Source organism: Bacillus sp. T3, from assembly GCF_033449965.1.
Lineage (GTDB): Bacteria > Bacillota > Bacilli > Bacillales > Cytobacillaceae > Bacillus_BU.
Genome location: NZ_CP137761.1, coordinates 4,359,831 through 4,376,190 on the forward strand (window position 1 = coordinate 4,359,831; position 16,360 = coordinate 4,376,190).

The 16,360-nt window shown below is 38.5% G+C and carries 16 protein-coding genes and 2 pseudogenes; 7 read left to right on the forward strand and 11 right to left on the reverse strand.

Going from position 1 to position 16,360, the window contains the following annotated elements; genetic code table 11:
• The first annotated feature begins 518 nt into the window (after positions 1-518).
• From pxpB to RGF10_RS22380, 4 genes and pseudogenes are all read left to right on the forward strand, one after another.
• A pseudogene (gene pxpB, locus RGF10_RS22365) lies at positions 519-1,078 on the forward strand (5-oxoprolinase subunit PxpB).
• Complete coding sequence (locus RGF10_RS22370; protein WP_318505887.1) at positions 1,044-1,232, forward strand: carboxyltransferase domain-containing protein; 189 nt, start codon at positions 1,044-1,046, stop codon at positions 1,230-1,232. The pseudogene pxpB and the gene RGF10_RS22370 overlap by 35 nt, the downstream one beginning before the upstream one ends.
• Positions 1,232-2,230, forward strand: a complete 999-nt coding sequence (locus tag RGF10_RS22375) for a 5-oxoprolinase subunit C family protein (protein ID WP_318509650.1) — start codon at positions 1,232-1,234, stop codon at positions 2,228-2,230. The genes RGF10_RS22370 and RGF10_RS22375 overlap by 1 nt, the downstream gene beginning before the upstream one ends.
• A 12-nt stretch (positions 2,231-2,242) precedes the next feature.
• Positions 2,243-3,010 carry a LamB/YcsF family protein gene (locus RGF10_RS22380; protein WP_318505888.1) on the forward strand — a complete coding sequence of 256 codons (768 nt, stop codon included), beginning with the start codon at positions 2,243-2,245 and terminating at the stop codon, positions 3,008-3,010.
• Positions 3,011-3,059: 49 nt separating this feature from the next.
• Here RGF10_RS22380 and RGF10_RS22385 read toward each other — a convergent pair whose 3' ends face one another.
• The 9 genes and pseudogenes from RGF10_RS22385 to RGF10_RS22430 all read right to left on the reverse strand — a co-directional run bounded on the left by RGF10_RS22385 (position 3,060) and on the right by RGF10_RS22430 (position 11,878).
• Positions 3,060-3,509 (reverse strand): threonine/serine exporter family protein, encoded by a 450-nt coding sequence (locus tag RGF10_RS22385; protein WP_318505890.1) that lies wholly within the window; start codon positions 3,507-3,509, stop codon positions 3,060-3,062.
• A 62-nt stretch (positions 3,510-3,571) separates the two neighbouring features.
• Positions 3,572-4,333, reverse strand: coding sequence for a threonine/serine exporter family protein (locus tag RGF10_RS22390; RefSeq protein ID WP_318505891.1), 762 nt, complete (start codon positions 4,331-4,333; stop codon positions 3,572-3,574).
• Between the two features lie 168 nt (positions 4,334-4,501).
• Entirely contained in the window at positions 4,502-5,659 is a 1,158-nt protein-coding gene (locus tag RGF10_RS22395; protein ID WP_318505893.1) for a CaiB/BaiF CoA transferase family protein, read from the reverse strand.
• A gap of 210 nt (positions 5,660-5,869) precedes the next feature.
• Positions 5,870-6,790, reverse strand: coding sequence for a 2-dehydropantoate 2-reductase (gene panE, locus RGF10_RS22400; RefSeq protein WP_318505895.1), 921 nt, complete (start codon positions 6,788-6,790; stop codon positions 5,870-5,872).
• Positions 6,791-6,911: 121 nt separating this feature from the next.
• Positions 6,912-8,606, reverse strand: coding sequence for a hypothetical protein (locus RGF10_RS22405; RefSeq protein ID WP_318505896.1), 1,695 nt, complete (start codon positions 8,604-8,606; stop codon positions 6,912-6,914).
• A gap of 344 nt (positions 8,607-8,950) precedes the next feature.
• Positions 8,951-9,674, reverse strand: a pseudogene (locus RGF10_RS22415) (amino acid ABC transporter ATP-binding protein).
• Positions 9,671-10,327: an amino acid ABC transporter permease gene (locus RGF10_RS22420; protein ID WP_318505901.1), complete on the reverse strand. Its 657-nt coding sequence runs from the start codon at positions 10,325-10,327 to the stop codon at positions 9,671-9,673. The pseudogene RGF10_RS22415 and the gene RGF10_RS22420 overlap by 4 nt, the downstream one beginning before the upstream one ends.
• A gap of 87 nt (positions 10,328-10,414) precedes the next feature.
• Complete coding sequence (locus RGF10_RS22425) at positions 10,415-11,236, reverse strand: basic amino acid ABC transporter substrate-binding protein (RefSeq protein ID WP_318509652.1); 822 nt, start codon at positions 11,234-11,236, stop codon at positions 10,415-10,417.
• 315 nt (positions 11,237-11,551) lie between these two features.
• The gene (locus RGF10_RS22430) at positions 11,552-11,878 is read right to left on the reverse strand and encodes a MerR family transcriptional regulator (RefSeq protein WP_318505903.1); all 327 of its coding nucleotides are present in this window, start codon (positions 11,876-11,878) and stop codon (positions 11,552-11,554) included.
• A 189-nt stretch (positions 11,879-12,067) separates the two neighbouring features.
• On the opposite strand from RGF10_RS22430, the gene RGF10_RS22435 reads away from it, so the two are divergent.
• The 3 genes from RGF10_RS22435 to RGF10_RS22445 all read left to right on the forward strand — a co-directional run bounded on the left by RGF10_RS22435 (position 12,068) and on the right by RGF10_RS22445 (position 13,550).
• The gene (locus RGF10_RS22435; protein ID WP_318505904.1) at positions 12,068-12,238 is read left to right on the forward strand and encodes a Fur-regulated basic protein FbpA; all 171 of its coding nucleotides are present in this window, start codon (positions 12,068-12,070) and stop codon (positions 12,236-12,238) included.
• Between the two features lie 45 nt (positions 12,239-12,283).
• A complete protein-coding gene (locus RGF10_RS22440) occupies positions 12,284-12,421 on the forward strand; it encodes a hypothetical protein (protein ID WP_318505906.1) in 138 nt (45 codons plus the stop codon).
• A gap of 97 nt (positions 12,422-12,518) precedes the next feature.
• Positions 12,519-13,550, forward strand: coding sequence for a DUF5667 domain-containing protein (locus tag RGF10_RS22445; protein ID WP_318505908.1), 1,032 nt, complete (start codon positions 12,519-12,521; stop codon positions 13,548-13,550).
• 66 nt (positions 13,551-13,616) lie between these two features.
• Here the strand turns inward: RGF10_RS22445 and RGF10_RS22450 are convergent, their stop codons facing one another.
• Both RGF10_RS22450 and RGF10_RS22455 read right to left on the reverse strand, forming a co-directional pair.
• Entirely contained in the window at positions 13,617-13,829 is a 213-nt protein-coding gene (locus tag RGF10_RS22450; protein ID WP_318505909.1) for a hypothetical protein, read from the reverse strand.
• Positions 13,792-16,305 carry a tetratricopeptide repeat protein gene (locus tag RGF10_RS22455; RefSeq protein WP_318505911.1) on the reverse strand — a complete coding sequence of 838 codons (2,514 nt, stop codon included), beginning with the start codon at positions 16,303-16,305 and terminating at the stop codon, positions 13,792-13,794. The genes RGF10_RS22450 and RGF10_RS22455 overlap by 38 nt, the downstream gene beginning before the upstream one ends.
• Positions 16,306-16,360: the final 55 nt, after the last annotated feature.

Genomic DNA, 16,360 nt, shown 5'->3' on the forward strand with positions numbered 1-16,360 from the left:
ATGTTTTCCATGTTGATCCTTGTCGTGTCTTGATGCACATTAGTTGTATGTTGTGATAAAACTTTGATGTCACTGATGATTCTTCGTTGACTCATGTTGCAGAAATCATGCTGTAACTAGTTGAGTTCTAGTTGTTCATATTCTTTTTCTTGATGTTTCAATGATGCTTCTAGCTGAATCTTGTTGTAATCTAGAAGATGTTCTGATGTATGTTCAAAAGCTGTAACCATACGATAATACATTCATGTGATGTATGTCTTGAGGTGTATTTTTTTGCTTATTCCCTCTACGTTTTCAATATACTATTTCAACATACCGAAGACAATGCTTTTCACAGTTTTTTCACATTCATATAGTACTAAATATGAATAAGCTGTGAACAAAAATTCTACATTTTTCTACAAATTAAGCCATTAAATTTATCAGTATAAAGATACATCAGGCTTAGTGTATTTTGAAATTATTAGAATTTTTGAGCAACCTGCATGTTATACTCTTATCAGTAAGGAGGAGTCGAAATGGAGTATACCCTACAAGAGCTGAATGAATATGCCTTGATAATTGATTTTGGTCATATTATTTCAGAAGAGCGGCTATTACATATTCAAACGATTTGCTCCTATTTAGAAAACGAACCTTTCCCTTGGATGGTTGAGATCGTTCCTGCCTTTACCACCATTACTCTTTATTATGACCCTATAAAAATAGTAAAGATAACAGAGGCCCATTCCAGACCCTATCATTTTGTAGCCAATCAAGTGCATACATTAATACAAAAAATAAAATTATTTGAGCTAGGCGAACCTCGAACCATTACCATCCCAGTTTGTTACGGGGAGAACTCGGCCCAGATTTAGAGCATGTTGCAACATACAACAATCTCTCTGTTGATGAAGTGATTGATATTCATTCAAAATCTGACTATATCGTTTATATGATTGGGTTTGCCCCTGGTTTCCCGTATTTAGGCGGTATGTCAGATAAAATTTTCACACCAAGAAAAAGCACACCGCGAATCAGTATTCCTGCCGGGTCTGTTGGAATTGCCTGGAGGACAAACTGGTATCTATCCGATTGATACACCAGGAGGTTGGCAGTTAATAGGGCAAACACCTCTTGCCCTGTTCAAACCAAATGAATCAAGTCCCAGTCTTTTGAATGCGGGAGACCGAATTAAATTTATTCCTATCAGCTACAAACAATTCATCCATTGGGAGGATGATCATCAGTGATGAACATATTAAAACCGGGTCTTTCCACGAGCATACAGGATATTGGTCGTTTCGGCTTTCAAAAATATGGGATCATCACAAGCGGGGCGATGGACCAGCTCGCCCATCGAGTCGCTAATATTTTGATCGGAAATAATGAAAATGAACCAACGCTTGAAATCACTCTATTAGGACCAACTATTGAATTCCTCCAGGACTCGCTTATTTCAATCTGTGGCGGTGATTTATCCCCAGAAATAGGCGGTGAGCAGCTTCAATGCTGGCGCCCGATTTTTGTTAGAAAAGGAAGCATCCTCAAATTTGGTTCATACCGTCATGGATGTCGAGCATATCTCGCTGTAGCAGGTGGACTCGATGTGCCGATTGTGATGAAAAGCAAATCCACCTACTTTCGGGCAAAAATTGGTGGATTATATGGGCGAGCATTAAAGAAAGGTGATCGACTTTCCTTTTGCTCTCTTAGTGATCAATCCACCAAAATCATGGCATTCTTTCAGCAGAAAAACTCAACAAGGCAGTATATAGAAGGAAACTGGTCCATTTCGAAAAGGATCATTCCGAAATACAGCGAAAACCCTACAGTACGAGTTATGAAAGGCAGACAATACCACTTGTTTAATCAACAGAGCCAAGTCTCCCTATTTTCGAAACCTTTTGTCATAACACCACAATCTGACCGCATGGGTTATCGCTTAAAAGGACCATGCTTAGCACTTGCACAACCGATAGAATTAATTTCTGAAGCCGTATGCTTCGGAACCATTCAGGTTCCTGCTGATGGAAATCCGATTGTCTTGCTTGCAGACCGACAAACGATTGGCGGTTATCCTAAAATTGCACAAATCGCTTCTATAGATTTACCGTTGCTAGCACAAGCAAAACCAGGCGATACACTTCAGTTCTCGGAAATTACACATTCAGATGCACAGCGATTGTTTATTCAAAGAGAAAGGCAAATACAACAATTAAAGCTTGGGATAAAATTGAAATATCGATAAGGAGAGGCAAGAATGCATAGAGTCGACTTAAATTGTGATATGGGAGAAGGATTTGGATCTTATAAAATGGGTAATGATGAAGAGCTCTTAAAATACATTAGTTCAGCCAATATTGCTTGTGGTTTTCACGCAGGAGACCCTTCAACGATGAGGGAGACCGTTAGGATGGCATTGGCGCAGAATGTTGGAATCGGGGCACATCCAGGCTTTCAAGATCTTGTCGGGTTTGGCAGACGCAATATCGCGATTACACCACAAGAAGTATATGATCTGATTGTCTATCAAATCGGTGCATTAAATGCTTTCGTTCAATCAGAAGGTGGAAAGCTTCAACATGTAAAGCCACATGGGGCTCTTTACAACATGGCTGCGAAAGATGACGCACTAGCAGCAGCGATTGCCGAAGCAATATACAAAGTAAATCCGGAACTGATTTTGTTTGGATTAGCCAGCAGTCAACTCATAAATGCAGGGAAGAAAATCGGACTTCGTACAGCAAGCGAGGTTTTTTCTGATCGAACCTACCAGATGGACGGTACACTAACCCCCCGAAGCCACCCCAATGCTTTAGTTGTGGGACATGAAGCAGCTATCCAACAGGTCGTTCGTATGGTAAAGCAGGGGAAAGTAATTTCAGTAGATGGTACGAACATCTCCATTAACGCCCAAACAATATGTATCCACGGCGATGGAGAGCATGCGCTTCAGTTTGCTAAAATGATTTCAATCGCATTAAGCGAAGCTGGAATCACGATTTCCAAAATAAATGAATTCATATAAAAAGGCATTCTCAACGATTGAGAGTGCCTTTTTTCTATATTCCTATCGATTAAAACATTCTTTTTGAACCAAGTCTCGTTGTTCTAATTGTTTGATTCACAACTTCAGAAAAAATCAGTCCCATGGCAATCGCACCAGATAACATCGTTGACTTAGCTGCTAAGTTAATCGCTGAACTGTAGTCATTTTCCACAAAATGTCTCATTGCATCATAGGCCATTCCACCAGGAACTAGCGGAATAATCCCCGAAACGCTAAAAATGATAACCGGACTTCTGAAGCGCCTTGCGAACACCTGACTTATCACGGCCACAAAAAACGATGCAACTAAAGTTGCCATTACGATATTCACTCCATTATTTGCGAGTAGAATATAAATGAGCCAACCTAACATCCCAACCAATCCACATTTGATTAACGTGTTCTTTGGAACGTTAAACAGTATGCCAAAGGCTGCAGTTGAGATAAAACTAGTGATGAGCTGCTCAACAATCATCATTTTCTAATTTCCTTTCTATCCTTGCTTAGGAATACACAAAAATTAATCGATAACCAAACAAATTATAAAAACGAGAGCACTACTGCAATACCTGAGCCAATTGCAAACGCAGTTAATAAGGCTTCTGCTCCTTTTGATAGTCCAGAAACTAAATGGCCTGCCATTAAATCACGAACCGCATTGGTGAGAAGCAACCCTGGCACTAACGGCATCACAGATCCAATAATGATTTTATCCAGCTCTGTTCCAAACCCTAATTTTACTAAAAAGAAAGCAATTAATCCGATAACAAAAGCGGCAGAAAACTCCGAGAAAAATTTTATCGGTACAACTTTATGAAGATACACCACACTAAAATAACCCATTCCACCTGAAATGACTGCTGGAATAAAATCTGACCAGCCACCACTAAACATAATTAAAAAACAACCGCTAGCAACTGCCGCAGCAAGCATTTTCGTAAAAAATGAGAAGGAACGGTCGGTTGCTTCAATTTCCTTTAACCTGATGAAAGCTTCATCTAAACTAATTTCCCCACTGCTAATTTGCCTTGAAATACTATTGACCATCGTTACCTTCGTTAAATCAGTTGAACGGTCAATAATTCTAATTAACCTCGTTTTCATGGGCTCGTTTCCTTCAGCAGAAAAGAAAATTCCTGTAGGTGTCACATAGCTATGTGTTTCTTTAACCCCTAATGCTTGGGCAATCCGCATCATTGTGTCCTCAACGCGGTATGTTTCCGCTCCGCTTTGAAGCATGATTTTACCAGCCAAAAGGCATAGATCCATTATTTCATACGTATGAGTCATTTGTTTATCCATCGTTATCTCTCCAAAAAAAACATATATCACAATAATATAGTTTAGCCGAAACACTGGAGTTGAACAACATAGAGTTCCTTTATATATAAAAAACTGTCGGAGAACAAACCTCCGACAGCTTTTTTGTCAACTACCATTGTTTTTTTCTAGTTGAATAATTCTACCAGTCTATTTCAATAATTTACTAATCTCGCTTTTTAAAATACCTTTCTCCTGCCACTGCTGAACAAGCGTGCTGGAGGTTTGTAAAAGCTCTGATAAAATATCAACCGTATGCTCTCCAAGGTTTGGCGGTGGTGTCTGCTGCACTTCATCCAGATCACCGTGCATTTTAATTTGCGGATCTCCCCACCTGGCTTGATAAACAAGATGCTTTGCAGAATCCTTAATTTGGTCCACCTCCAAGATAGGCGTTAAACAGCAATCTACACTTTGACTGAATTCTGTCCACTCCTGTAATGTTGATTCTAAAAAGAGCGCTTTCACTTCCTGATAAATAACATTCCCTTCATCAACTGAACTATAGTGGGCACTGATCCAGTCCTGCCTATTAACGGCTTGACAGAAGTTTTGCCAAAACTTTGGTTCAAGTGCTCCAAGACTTACAAACCGCTTATCCTTCGTTTGATAGATTGTATAGGAAATGACCGTACCATTCAGGACAGGTAAGCCGTGTTTATAGCCTGTTTCTGCCTCCACAATCGCATGAATCCCCATCAGCGAGGTCATCACATCCGTAATCGAAATCGAATGATAGCTCCCCTTACCTGTACGTTCCTTAGCCATTATCCCTGCCAAAATTCTCTCATTTGCGGCAAAAGAACCAAAATAATCAGCAAAGGTTATCGTAGGAAGGGTTGGAACTCCAGCTTGGTCTTTCAATTGCGAAAGTACACCGCTAAGCGAAAGATAATTTATGTCATGACTTCCTAATTTGCTTAATTCGCCTCGTTGACCATAGCCCGTAATCGAGCAATACACAATGTCTGGCTTAATTTGTTTCACTGCATCGTATCCAAGACCAAGCTTGTCCATTACTCCTGGACGAAAGCTTTCCATCAACACATCAGCCTGTTTGATGAGATCCCGAATAGCCATTAGTCCTTCAGGTGTTTTTAAATTTACGGCTACACTTTTTTTGCCACGGTTCATCGCACGAAAAACCGAACCCTCTTTATGGTTGTCAGTGACCTCCGTTGTCCGAGCTAAATCTCCAGCTAACGATTCAATTTTTATCACTTCGGCTCCAAGCTCCGATAGTCTTAGTGAGGCAAATGGACCTGGTATATAGTTTGTAAAGTCTAGTATTCTAATATTTGAAAGCATTATCCGCTAGCTCCCCTTCTATGTACAATTGTAGAGTTTCCTCTGGCCGTTCAATTGACAGCATAATTTCATTGTACAATAAATAATTAGATTTTTTAGAAAATTCGTAACCTAACATTCGACAGGACAAATAGACAAATTTCGGTAGGGAGTATTTAGATTTTTGAGGATTAAAAAAGAACGCTCTATTCGAACGTCCTTTTGGATCATTTATAATGTTTGCTGTCTTTCATACACCTTTTGGTTGGCATAAACGACCTCTAGCACTGGTACGGAGATACCTAGCTCTTTTGCTTTCTGGATCAGGTAACCTTGTAAGTGATCCGCCTCAATCTGAAGCCCTTTTTCCATATCTCTTTGCATTGAAGATTTCATACCTGCGCCAATAGCATTAAGTTTTTTCAACTGTTCTTCGGCAGCGTTCTCGGAAATAGGGGCGTTCATTTCCTTCATAACTGTAGCAATTTCATCTACAAGCTTGGTCATGATTTCTGCTCCCATTGGTTCCTCACGAATCGGCCCCATTGGTGAACGTAGCAAGGTGGTTACTCCAGAGCATGCAGCAATAAACAAATATTTATGCCACATTTCCTGATTGATCTTTTGGCTTAAGTAGAAATTCGCCTTTGCACCGTGAAAGCTTTCTGCTAATCTTTCAATTCTATTCGACTTCTCTCCATTTCGTTCACCAAACATGAGAGTATGAGCTGGACTCGCTTGCAGCACCCTACCTTGAGAATCTAATGTAGACTCAATGAAACACAATCCGCCTAATACTTTATCTGTACCGAAGGCTTCGATTAATTTTTCAACATGTAAAATCCCGTTTAATAGTGGTAGTATCATTGTATTTTCGCCAACATACGGTGCAATACTGCCGATTGCCGCATCTAAATGATAGGCTTTTGTCGACAGGAGAATCACATCATATGGAGCAGCTTCTTCCCCTGCAATGATCAGCTTCGGTTGTACTTTAACATTTCCATTTACACTTTCAATTATAAGACCCTGTTGTTCAAGCTGTTGCTTTCGTTTCGTTCTGACTAGAAATGTAACATCCTCACCTTTTTCTACTAAACGGCCACCAAAATAGCCACCTACTGCACCTGCACCGACAACTAAAATTCTCATTTCAATCCTCCTGGCTGTATTTGATAGAATGAAGATATCCAAATTCTATTATAATGGTAAATTTGTTCCAAATGCACTATTAACCAGCTTATGGTAATAAAATAGTAAAACCACTTTTATGTTATTGACAGAGAACATCCTTATAATAGCTGCAATAACCAGAAATATTATGCTCTACATCATCAATCCGACAGCGGAAGGAATGGTGGCGGATAAAGAATCCATCCAAAATTTTTTCCGGATGTTCAAAATACATCGCAACTTCTGGAAAGAAAAATCCATTTAACTGATAATGAGCTCTGTGATGGATAACCTTTAATAGTTTATCTTCATCAAAGTTTACAAGGAGCTCTTCTTTTTTTAATTCTTTGATTCTATGAATCATTTTATGGGCAGCCATTGTTAATTCCAAAAAGGTTGGATAGGTCGTTTCTCTTTCTAGCATGAAGTCCAATTTGTACTCGACATTCTCCAAACCGAATTGGAAATATTTATCAAGCGGTTGGTAAGCAGTGAGCTCATTGGTACAATAGCTGAGCCAATGGTCATGATGCTTCCAATAATTATTTTCAATGAAATAGGTAAAGGCCTTTTCGACGATCTCAAGCCACTTTGGATTTCGATCGAGATCATATAGTCTCATTAAAGCAAATGCTGCTTCTCCATCATAATAAATAATTCTAAATGCTTCTTTTATCGTTAAATCCGAATTTAAGATATGTACGAACTGACCTGTTGTATCGTTCTGCATGAATTTAATTCCGTTTGCAAGTTGTTCCATAAGCGGCATATATGTTTGATCATTAAATACCTTCGTATACTTTGAAAAAGCAAGAATCGCAGCGGCATTTGCTCCTAGTTTAATCTCAGAATCACTTGATTTTTCTAGAACATAAGCAACCATCTCCCCATTTATTACATAAGCAGCAATGGCTTCTGCTTTTAAATAGGAGAGTGCTCGTTTAATTGGCTGTATCAATTCTTCGGCGTGGGTTAGTTCATAGGCTTCGATAAGCGAATAGGTCGAGCTCGCATGTCGCAAAATATTATAAAAATTAATCTTTTTATTAAAGCATGGGAAATAACCATAAATATATTTCCCGTTTTCCTGAACTTGATTCGCCAGAAATGCAGACGACCTTTGCACAAGCTCTAACACATTATGACTGGATAGGTTCTCAATTTTTCGTCGCCCATTGTTAAGAAAGGCCTCATCAAGCTCAATTAACTCTCCATCATAAAAGAAACCAATTGTCGTAAATAACGTTATGCTTTGTATGGCATTAAAATTAATGGTTCCTTTCATAGAACGATAGTTTTGACAATAGGCATTCATATTGTTTTCACTTAAGTATGCCCGATTGTGCTCTTTATCAAATAGAATGAATGCGTTTGCATTTACCTCTTGTTCTATAAAAGCCAAATTAAAGTCTTTATCTAACGCAATACCGTATCGAAAGTAGTTCATTCTAGTTTTCGTGATTTTTTTAATGAAATCGATAATCGAAAGTTCTTCATGTGCCGTCACGAAATCTGCTTTGATCCATTGCGGAATGGTTTTGTGGGATTTACAGTATTTGGTCGCTTTGTTTGCGGCACTTTTCCAGGATGTCTCAAACTGATTTCCTGTTCCTGAAAAAACAAGCGCTCTTTGTTTCTTGTTTCCAATGGAGAGAAACAGAATCACCTTTTGTCTTGGAGGTGTTTGATGATGTAGATGGTCTATGTGAGGGATCAACTGTTGTTTGAAAGCTTTTAGTATCATTTTGCATTGTTCACCAGCATCGATTTTTCTTCCATTTTCGAATGTTTTCAATGCTATCACTCCAAATTTAAAGGAAACAGCAAATACCCACGAGCATTCTGTGGGTATTTGCCTTGCCTAAGTTTGTATTCTAATCATGATCAAACTCAATTTCCCTTGGACCTGACAATTCATCAGTATTGAAACATTAACAATATGTTTTTTGTACGTGTCCTGTTGATTTCCGCTCCAGGTGCTCCCTTTCCGCGGGGAGTCCTGGAGCCTCCTCGGCGCTAAAGCGCCTGTGGGGTCTCCCGCGACACCTACTCCCGCAGGAGTCTCGCACCTTCCGCTTCAATCAACAGAGTGCTCAAAAATCAACAATGTTCATTAATATAATAAATTATAAATAAGACTTATAACACCTTGCTTAAAAACGCCTTTGTTCTCTCTTGCTGTGGGTTTTCAAACAGTTCACTTGGAATATTTTCTTCGACGATATATCCACCGTCCATAAAGATAACACGGTCACCCACTTCACGAGCAAAGCCCATTTCGTGCGTCACAACCACCATTGTCATGCCTTCTTTAGCAAGCTGCTTCATAACCTCAAGCACCTCTCCAACCATTTCTGGATCAAGCGCAGAGGTTGGCTCATCAAACAACATAATTTTCGGTTCCATTGCTAACGCACGCGCAATCGCAACCCGCTGTTTTTGACCACCTGAGAGGGAATTCCGGAAAAGCATTCGCCTTATCCTCTAACCCTACTTTACGGAGAAGCTCCATCCCTTTAATCTCAGCCTGCTCTTTTGACATTTTACGAACCTTGATTGGTGAAAGAGTGATATTATCAATAACACTTTTGTGTGGGAACAGATTAAATTGTTGAAAAACCATCCCAACTTCAGTCCGAATCTTATTAATATCCGTTTTTTTATCAGCTAGATCAATACCTTCGATATAAATATGACCGCCACTGATACTCTCAAGCAAATTGATACATCTTAGGAAAGTTGATTTACCTGACCCAGAAGGGCCAATAACCACTACTACTTCTTTTTCCTTAATATTAGCATTAATTTCCTTTAAAACTTCATTATTTCCAAATGATTTTTTTAATTTTTCCACCTTAATCATTCTGTTTTCATCCTTCTTTCAACGAGATTAAGTATGGCTGTTAATGACATGGTAAGAACTAAATAAATCAATGCAGCCATTAAATACGGCTCCCAAACACGGTAATACTGACCTGCCATCGCTCGACCCCAATACATTAACTCAGGAGCAGCAATTACAGCAGCTAAGGAAGATTCTTTAATTAGTGTGACAAATTCATTGCCAAGAGGCGGAATCATACGCTTAACCGCTTGTGGCAAAATGACATAACGCATCGCTTGAACATGATTCATCCCAAGTGAGCGTGCAGCTTCCATTTGTCCGTTATCAATCGATTGAATACCCGCGCGAAAAATCTCAGAGATATAGGCTGCCGAATTAAGTGATAAAGCCAAAATGGCTGCAATTACGGCATTTGTTTCTCCTGTAAATATTGGCACAACCCCAAAGTGTATTAATAGAATTTGTACGAATAATGGCGTTCCACGGAAAAATGTAATATAAACATCGAACGGAAAAGCAAGAATTTTATTTCTCATCATTTTCCCTAAACCAATCACCAACCCTAAAACGGTCCCGATCAAAATACCTGCTAATGAAAAACCTATTGTAAGAAGTGTTCCTTGTACAAAGAAAGGAGCATATTCTCCGATGATATCGAACCTAAAATCCATTTTTCACCCTCCTTTGGCGAAAAAATTGCGTAACATCCATTTAATAGAGTTACGCAATTTTTTATATTGTTCCTCGATTATGATTTTTTATTGCTGAGCTTTTAATTCTTCTACATCTGGTTCACTGCCAAACCACTTTTTATAAATTTTAGCATATGTGCCATTGTCAAGAATAGTATTAAGGGCTTTATCGAACTCTGCTTTTAAATCGCTACCTTTAGGAAATAATATGCCGTAAAACTCTGACGCAAATGCATCCTCGTCTTCAATAACGACAAGCTTTTGGTCAGGATTATTTTTTGCATATTCTTCAACAACTGTATTATCCGCTACAACCGCATCTGCCCCACCAGCTAACAATTCCTGAATCGCAAGAACATTGTTCTCAAACTTTTTTAAGTTTGTATTATTTTTGCCTAGAATTGCCTCTGCAGCTTCTTGTCCTGTTGTACCGTTTTGCACGGCGACGACTTTATCCTTAAGGTCTTCTGCACCCTTAATATCACTGCCTTCTTTAACTAAAATCTTATTCGTTGATAAGAAGTATGGTACTGAAAAGTCATAGCTTTGCTTTCTTTCATCATTAATCGTTACAGATGAAACTGCTAGATCGGCACTTTTTCCTTCAATTTCTACGAAGATCGGATCCCAGCCAACGTTCTCAATGTTAATTTCATATCCTGCTTCTTTCGCAACTGCAGAAATAAAATCCACATCAAAACCGACAATTTCTCCCTTATCCATATATTCAAACGGAGCATAGGCTGCATCAGTTACGACTCGAAGTGTTTTCTTTGCTTCTTTACTGTCGTTTCCATCTTCTTTTGCATCATCGCTTGTCCCACACGCTGTCAAAATCAATGAAAACGAAAAGAATAGTACCAACATAAGCATGAATTTTTTTCTCATCAAAAATTAGCCTCCAATAAATATTAATTTTTAGCTCCTCACTGAATATATATTATGTTTTTGTCATTATAAATATTTGAACATAATTTATTATAATCGCAACTGTGTTTTTATTCAATCATTCGCATAAAAAAACTTTATCACACTACTATAGCACAATAAAAACCATGAAGATTTTCATATGGATCTCCATGGTTTTATCAAAACATTATCCTTGAACCCAGCAATACCAACGTTTTCTCAAAAACCGGAAATAAAACTCTTCTCCAAATTACTATAGTCAGTAGTTTTATAGCATTATTCCAAATTTTTCATTTATTCCTTTTGTATTCCGAATCTGGCATTAATTTGCCCTTTTAGCATCTGCTTGCGAATTTTTCTATTTTCTTCTTTGCGAATCTCCTTTAACATTTCCTGTCTGATTTCATTTGTTTGCACCCCCTCTTCCCGCTTATTCGCAATTTCAATTAATATTTCCACATCATCAAAAGAATATTTTCGATTACCTCGTTCTGATCTCTCTGGAAATATCAGCTTTCGCTCCTCATAATAGCGGATTTGCCTCTCAGAAAGTCCCGTTAGCTCGCTAACAACACCAATGGTAATAACCTTTCTGCTTTTATAGGAAGAGTCTAATGACATTTCTCCTCACCTCACTTATTTGGCCTGTTTTACAATGAATTATATATGTATGTAATGAAAATTAACATCATTATGTAAGATTATATAACAGAATTAAATAAATTGTAAGAATAATTAACAAATTTAATGAATTCCCTATCCATTTTCGCTACAATTCTAACAACAAAATATATAAAGGAGTGTTGTTCATTGCCTCTATTACGTGAAGCAGTTGAAAATATGCGCATTGTATTTATTAATCGGCTTATCCGCGTGGGTGCATATAAACAATCCGACCAAGCTCTACACCAACTAACCTTAACAGAACTAATCACTGAATATAAAAAGTCAAAAAAAGAGATCAAATCTAATCTAAAGTAACCCATCCGAATTTTTTATATAAAAATTTAAAAGGAGTGTATGAGTATGCCGACGAAAGAAGCAATTGAGTTAGCAAGAAAAATTGTCGAAATCGATATAAAACGTGATGAAATATGGGAGAATCTAACAATGCTAGCTGGAGATAAGGCTTTTGAACTACTAAGAACGATCCAAAACAGCTAGACACTTCTAAATTTATTTCTCCCCCAAAAAACCACCCTACTGTTCGTAATCTTTAGTGAAAGATGCGATTCCAAAAAAATACATTAGAGGTGGACACATGAATTTATTTTCTAAACATCAAATCAAAAAAATCACTAAAGGATCCCTTGCACTTGTCCTTGCCAGCACCTTCTCATTTTCTTCATTAGCCTTTGCTGATGAAAATACTACAGAGCAAGAAAATTACGAAACGGTAGACCTCTCAAAATTGCAGGCAGAATTAGAAACCACTCAGGAGGAAGCTCCATCCGTTATTCCAGGTGATTTCTTCTATTTCGCTAAAATCGCATTTGAAAAAATCAAACTTGCACTTGTGTTTGATGATGCTAAAGAAGCCGAATTAATGGCCACATACGCCACTGAACGATTAGCTGAAGCCAGTGCATTATACGATGAAGGAAAAGAAACCGAGGCATTAGAAGTTATTCAAACAGCCATTTCATATATGGAAAGCTCACAAAATATTATTGATGAAGAAGTAGCTACCGACCAAGACGCTACACAAGAAACAACCACAGATGAACAGGCAGACCAAGATTCATCTGAAGCTGTTACTAATGCTAGTGATGATCAAGAAACAGCCGTTACAGATGAGGAAAATAGCGAAGATAACCCGTATGCTACAGCAGAAGACGTTTTACGTAATAATATTGCCGCCTTAACAGCAGCAATGAGCCATGTTGGAAATGATCATGCAAGAGCCTCTTTACAAAAAAACATCGATAAAACAAACGAAAAGATTGCGAAAAAACTAGCGAAGCTTGAAAAGAAATACGGACAGGTAGAAGATGAATCTGATACGGATGACCAAGGTACAGAGGATACAGTCATCGACACAGCTCCTACTCCAACACCAGTAACTGAAACAACGGAACCTGCAAATTCTACAATTACAACCGATGCAGGAGAAGAAATCACAACTGACAGCGAAGCTGTGCCAGCGGCCCCAGCTGTTGCTAATCAAGCAAAATCTCAAGAAAAAGCTGAAAAGGCCTCAGTAAAACAAACTAAACAACCCGAAAACGCAAAAGGAAAAAACGCACAACAAAAAAGCAGTGAAAACAAAGGAAATCAAAAAGCAGAAAAATAAACGACAAACACTTGTTGGTCACAAAAAACCCCTGGAACTTATATTCCGGGGTTTTCATCATGTTATTTATGCTTTGTGGTACTGAATCTTTGCACCATTCATGAACCATTTATAATGTTGTACTTTGATTTGGAACATCGTAAGCGGATCATTGAATTTTTCCGGGAATGCATTCATATCCTGTAGCTGCTTTTGGTTTAAATCAATCGTTTGATTGATTTCCGCAATAAGCTCTCGTAACTCATCCTCCTGGAATGTTGAAGAACATTTCAATATCACGTTCAAGCCCTTTTTCAAATAATTCAATTTGCATCAAAAGCTTATCCGCAATCGATTCTGCAATCTCTGTATATTCCTCATTCTCAATAAATGTTTTATATTTCGTACACAGCATTTTCTTATTTTTCGGTAAGACACCTAACACCTTACCTGCACTCTTTAATAAAACCTGAGCAGGAGTCATACGAAGTAAGATGTTCACTTTATCAAGCTGAACCACCCTTGTCATTCGGTCTACATCTCTTCGCCAATCGTCCAATACTTTGAAGTCACACTCGCACTTCACACGCTCCTCCTCAAACATAACATTAAACCCACCAGCTAAATCCTTTAAGAATGTTTGAACTGAATTAAATTCTGCAGCAGATTCACCTATCCAGTTTCTAAGTGAGTCATGGAATTTCGGCAATGCTGTTTGAACAATGTATTCCTCGATTTTCTTGTTCATTTCTCCATTTAACTCCACATGAATTTTCCCAAAGTCACTATCTTCCTTAACAAATGCGGAGGTTTCTCTGAGCAGAATTGGAATAGTTGTCACCACTTCGCTCCGAATTTCTTCTTTTTCCTTCTTGAACAGCTGTTTGACCAGTGATATTGATTCGGATTTTACATCATGAAGCTGATTGATCGCACCAGTCAGTTTTCCAACCATTTGTTGGTTCCAATTAACAGAATGCCCTAAGTTATTCTCCTTCTCAACCCGCTTTTCAACTAATTGATTTAACAGCTTTTGCACAAAGAATAATGCTTTTGCAGCTCTCTCCTCTTCATGCGCTTCTCCATGAATGTCACCGACTAAGAAGTCCGCTAATTGTTGGAGATCGGACCAGCTCGTATCATGCGGTGAGAAAGTCGCAACCTTTGCCTCTGGGAAGAAGCTATTAATAAGCGCAGCCTGATTTTCTGTTTGGTTTCGCTGCCCATGCTCCGATTTTATTATTAAGAACCGAACGGCCAATTTCGGATGATTTTGCTCGATTTGCATGAAAATATGACGCTCTTTTTCCATATAAATATCATTTTCATTTATTAAAAAGACAACGGTATCTGCTAAATACAAGCTTTCCGCATTTCTCTTTTTCAAGTCGGCTGGACTAATAAAAGCAAAGCCCGCTTCCCGAAGAAAGACACTCGGAATTTTAAGTTCACGCCAATTTGTTTCTGTATTATCATCTAAATTCGTAATAGGTGCATGATAAATTTCCGAATCACTTAGTTCAAGGATTTCGTTTGCTTCATTATCTGTTAGCAATACATTCGCACTGTTTGTATCAACTTGTTCATCCCCTATTAAAGCTTTGAAAAAGTCCGAGGTTCCCTTGTTTTGGTTTCCTGCAACTAACACATAATGCGTTTGTTGATCAGCTAAGCGTTCCACTAACCATTTCAGCTTAGGACTTACCGATATATCTTGAGCCTCCGTCCAATTTACAATTGAATCAAATAGATTCAAGCTCACTTCAAGATTGATTGCATTCGCACCAGAGCGAGCAATAACCTTTTCAGCATCTGAAGTCAGCTCACTCTCTTCATTTGGAAACAAGTCATTCCATGCTAATATAGCAGCTGCAGCAAAGGATTGATGGCCATGATCGGCTGTTTTCAGCCAATTCGCAAGCAGCCCAGGCATGATATCAGAAATCTCATTAAGCAAGAATTTTCCTTCTAACAAATCAAAATAGGTTTCTTGATATAAAGCTGATAGCTCCTGCCATGCTTTTCCACTTGAAGCACCTGTCGCCTCAAACATATTATTAAACTGACACAGCCAATCAAAATAGTATTCTCCCTGTCTAAAACCTTTCCAAAGTGCTGCTGCAAGCTTTTCAAAACGGTCCAAATCATGGCTCACCACAATCAGAAGAACCTGAGAAAAATATGCTGGGGTTACTGTCTTCACATAACCATTTTCTACATACCGAATGACAATGTCAGCCCAATACATGTCCTCAGTTCGGACCGTTTCGTTAACGGCAAGTTCAAGGGCATTTTCCCAATCCTTTTGCTCTTCAAAAAACAACTTTGCCAGCTGGGTAACAGTCGGATAATCTGGATTTAGGACAACAGCTTGCTTTATCCTTTGCACAGCCTGCTCTATTTTGCCCTCTTGTATATAGAGCGAAAAAAGCTGGATGAGCACCTCTGAATTTAACGTCATCGAGTCAGAAACAATTGACGTATAAATTGATTCAGCATCCGAATAGAGCTCAAGCTCAAAATAGGCATCCGCCATATTTTTCTTCGCCCATGGCTCTAATTCATTATTGATATTTCCCCATTTGAAGATGGCCGCTTCATAGTCCTTTGCTTCAAAGTACAGCTCACCTTGCGCAAAGCGAATATTGGGCAATTCGCTAAGATTATTTTGTTCTTTTAAATAAGTATCCCCAAGGACCTGAATCGGTTGCCGTTTTTCATTAGGCTCGATAAAGGATTTATAATACGACTTTTTTAATAATTGTTCGTCAGTCATCTAGTTTCCTCCGAATTGTATATTTCTAAGTGTCATTTATTTGGATTGATTAACG

What these genes read in the sequence shown, in the direction of transcription:
- RGF10_RS22375 (WP_318509650.1), top strand. Translation starts at nt 1,232, where the DNA reads ATGAACATATTAAAACCGGGTCTTTCCACGAGCATACAGGATATTGGT.
- RGF10_RS22380 (WP_318505888.1), top strand. Translation starts at nt 2,243, where the DNA reads ATGCATAGAGTCGACTTAAATTGTGATATGGGAGAAGGATTTGGATCT.
- RGF10_RS22385 (WP_318505890.1), bottom strand. Translation starts at nt 3,509, where the DNA reads ATGATGATTGTTGAGCAGCTCATCACTAGTTTTATCTCAACTGCAGCC.
- RGF10_RS22390 (WP_318505891.1), bottom strand. Translation starts at nt 4,333, where the DNA reads ATGGATAAACAAATGACTCATACGTATGAAATAATGGATCTATGCCTT.
- RGF10_RS22395 (WP_318505893.1), bottom strand. Translation starts at nt 5,659, where the DNA reads ATGCTTTCAAATATTAGAATACTAGACTTTACAAACTATATACCAGGT.
- panE (WP_318505895.1), bottom strand. Translation starts at nt 6,790, where the DNA reads ATGAGAATTTTAGTTGTCGGTGCAGGTGCAGTAGGTGGCTATTTTGGT.
- RGF10_RS22420 (WP_318505901.1), bottom strand. Translation starts at nt 10,327, where the DNA reads ATGGATTTTAGGTTCGATATCATCGGAGAATATGCTCCTTTCTTTGTA.
- RGF10_RS22425 (WP_318509652.1), bottom strand. Translation starts at nt 11,236, where the DNA reads ATGAGAAAAAAATTCATGCTTATGTTGGTACTATTCTTTTCGTTTTCA.
- RGF10_RS22430 (WP_318505903.1), bottom strand. Translation starts at nt 11,878, where the DNA reads ATGTCATTAGACTCTTCCTATAAAAGCAGAAAGGTTATTACCATTGGT.
- RGF10_RS22440 (WP_318505906.1), top strand. Translation starts at nt 12,284, where the DNA reads ATGCCGACGAAAGAAGCAATTGAGTTAGCAAGAAAAATTGTCGAAATC.
- RGF10_RS22445 (WP_318505908.1), top strand. Translation starts at nt 12,519, where the DNA reads ATGAATTTATTTTCTAAACATCAAATCAAAAAAATCACTAAAGGATCC.
- RGF10_RS22455 (WP_318505911.1), bottom strand. Translation starts at nt 16,305, where the DNA reads ATGACTGACGAACAATTATTAAAAAAGTCGTATTATAAATCCTTTATC.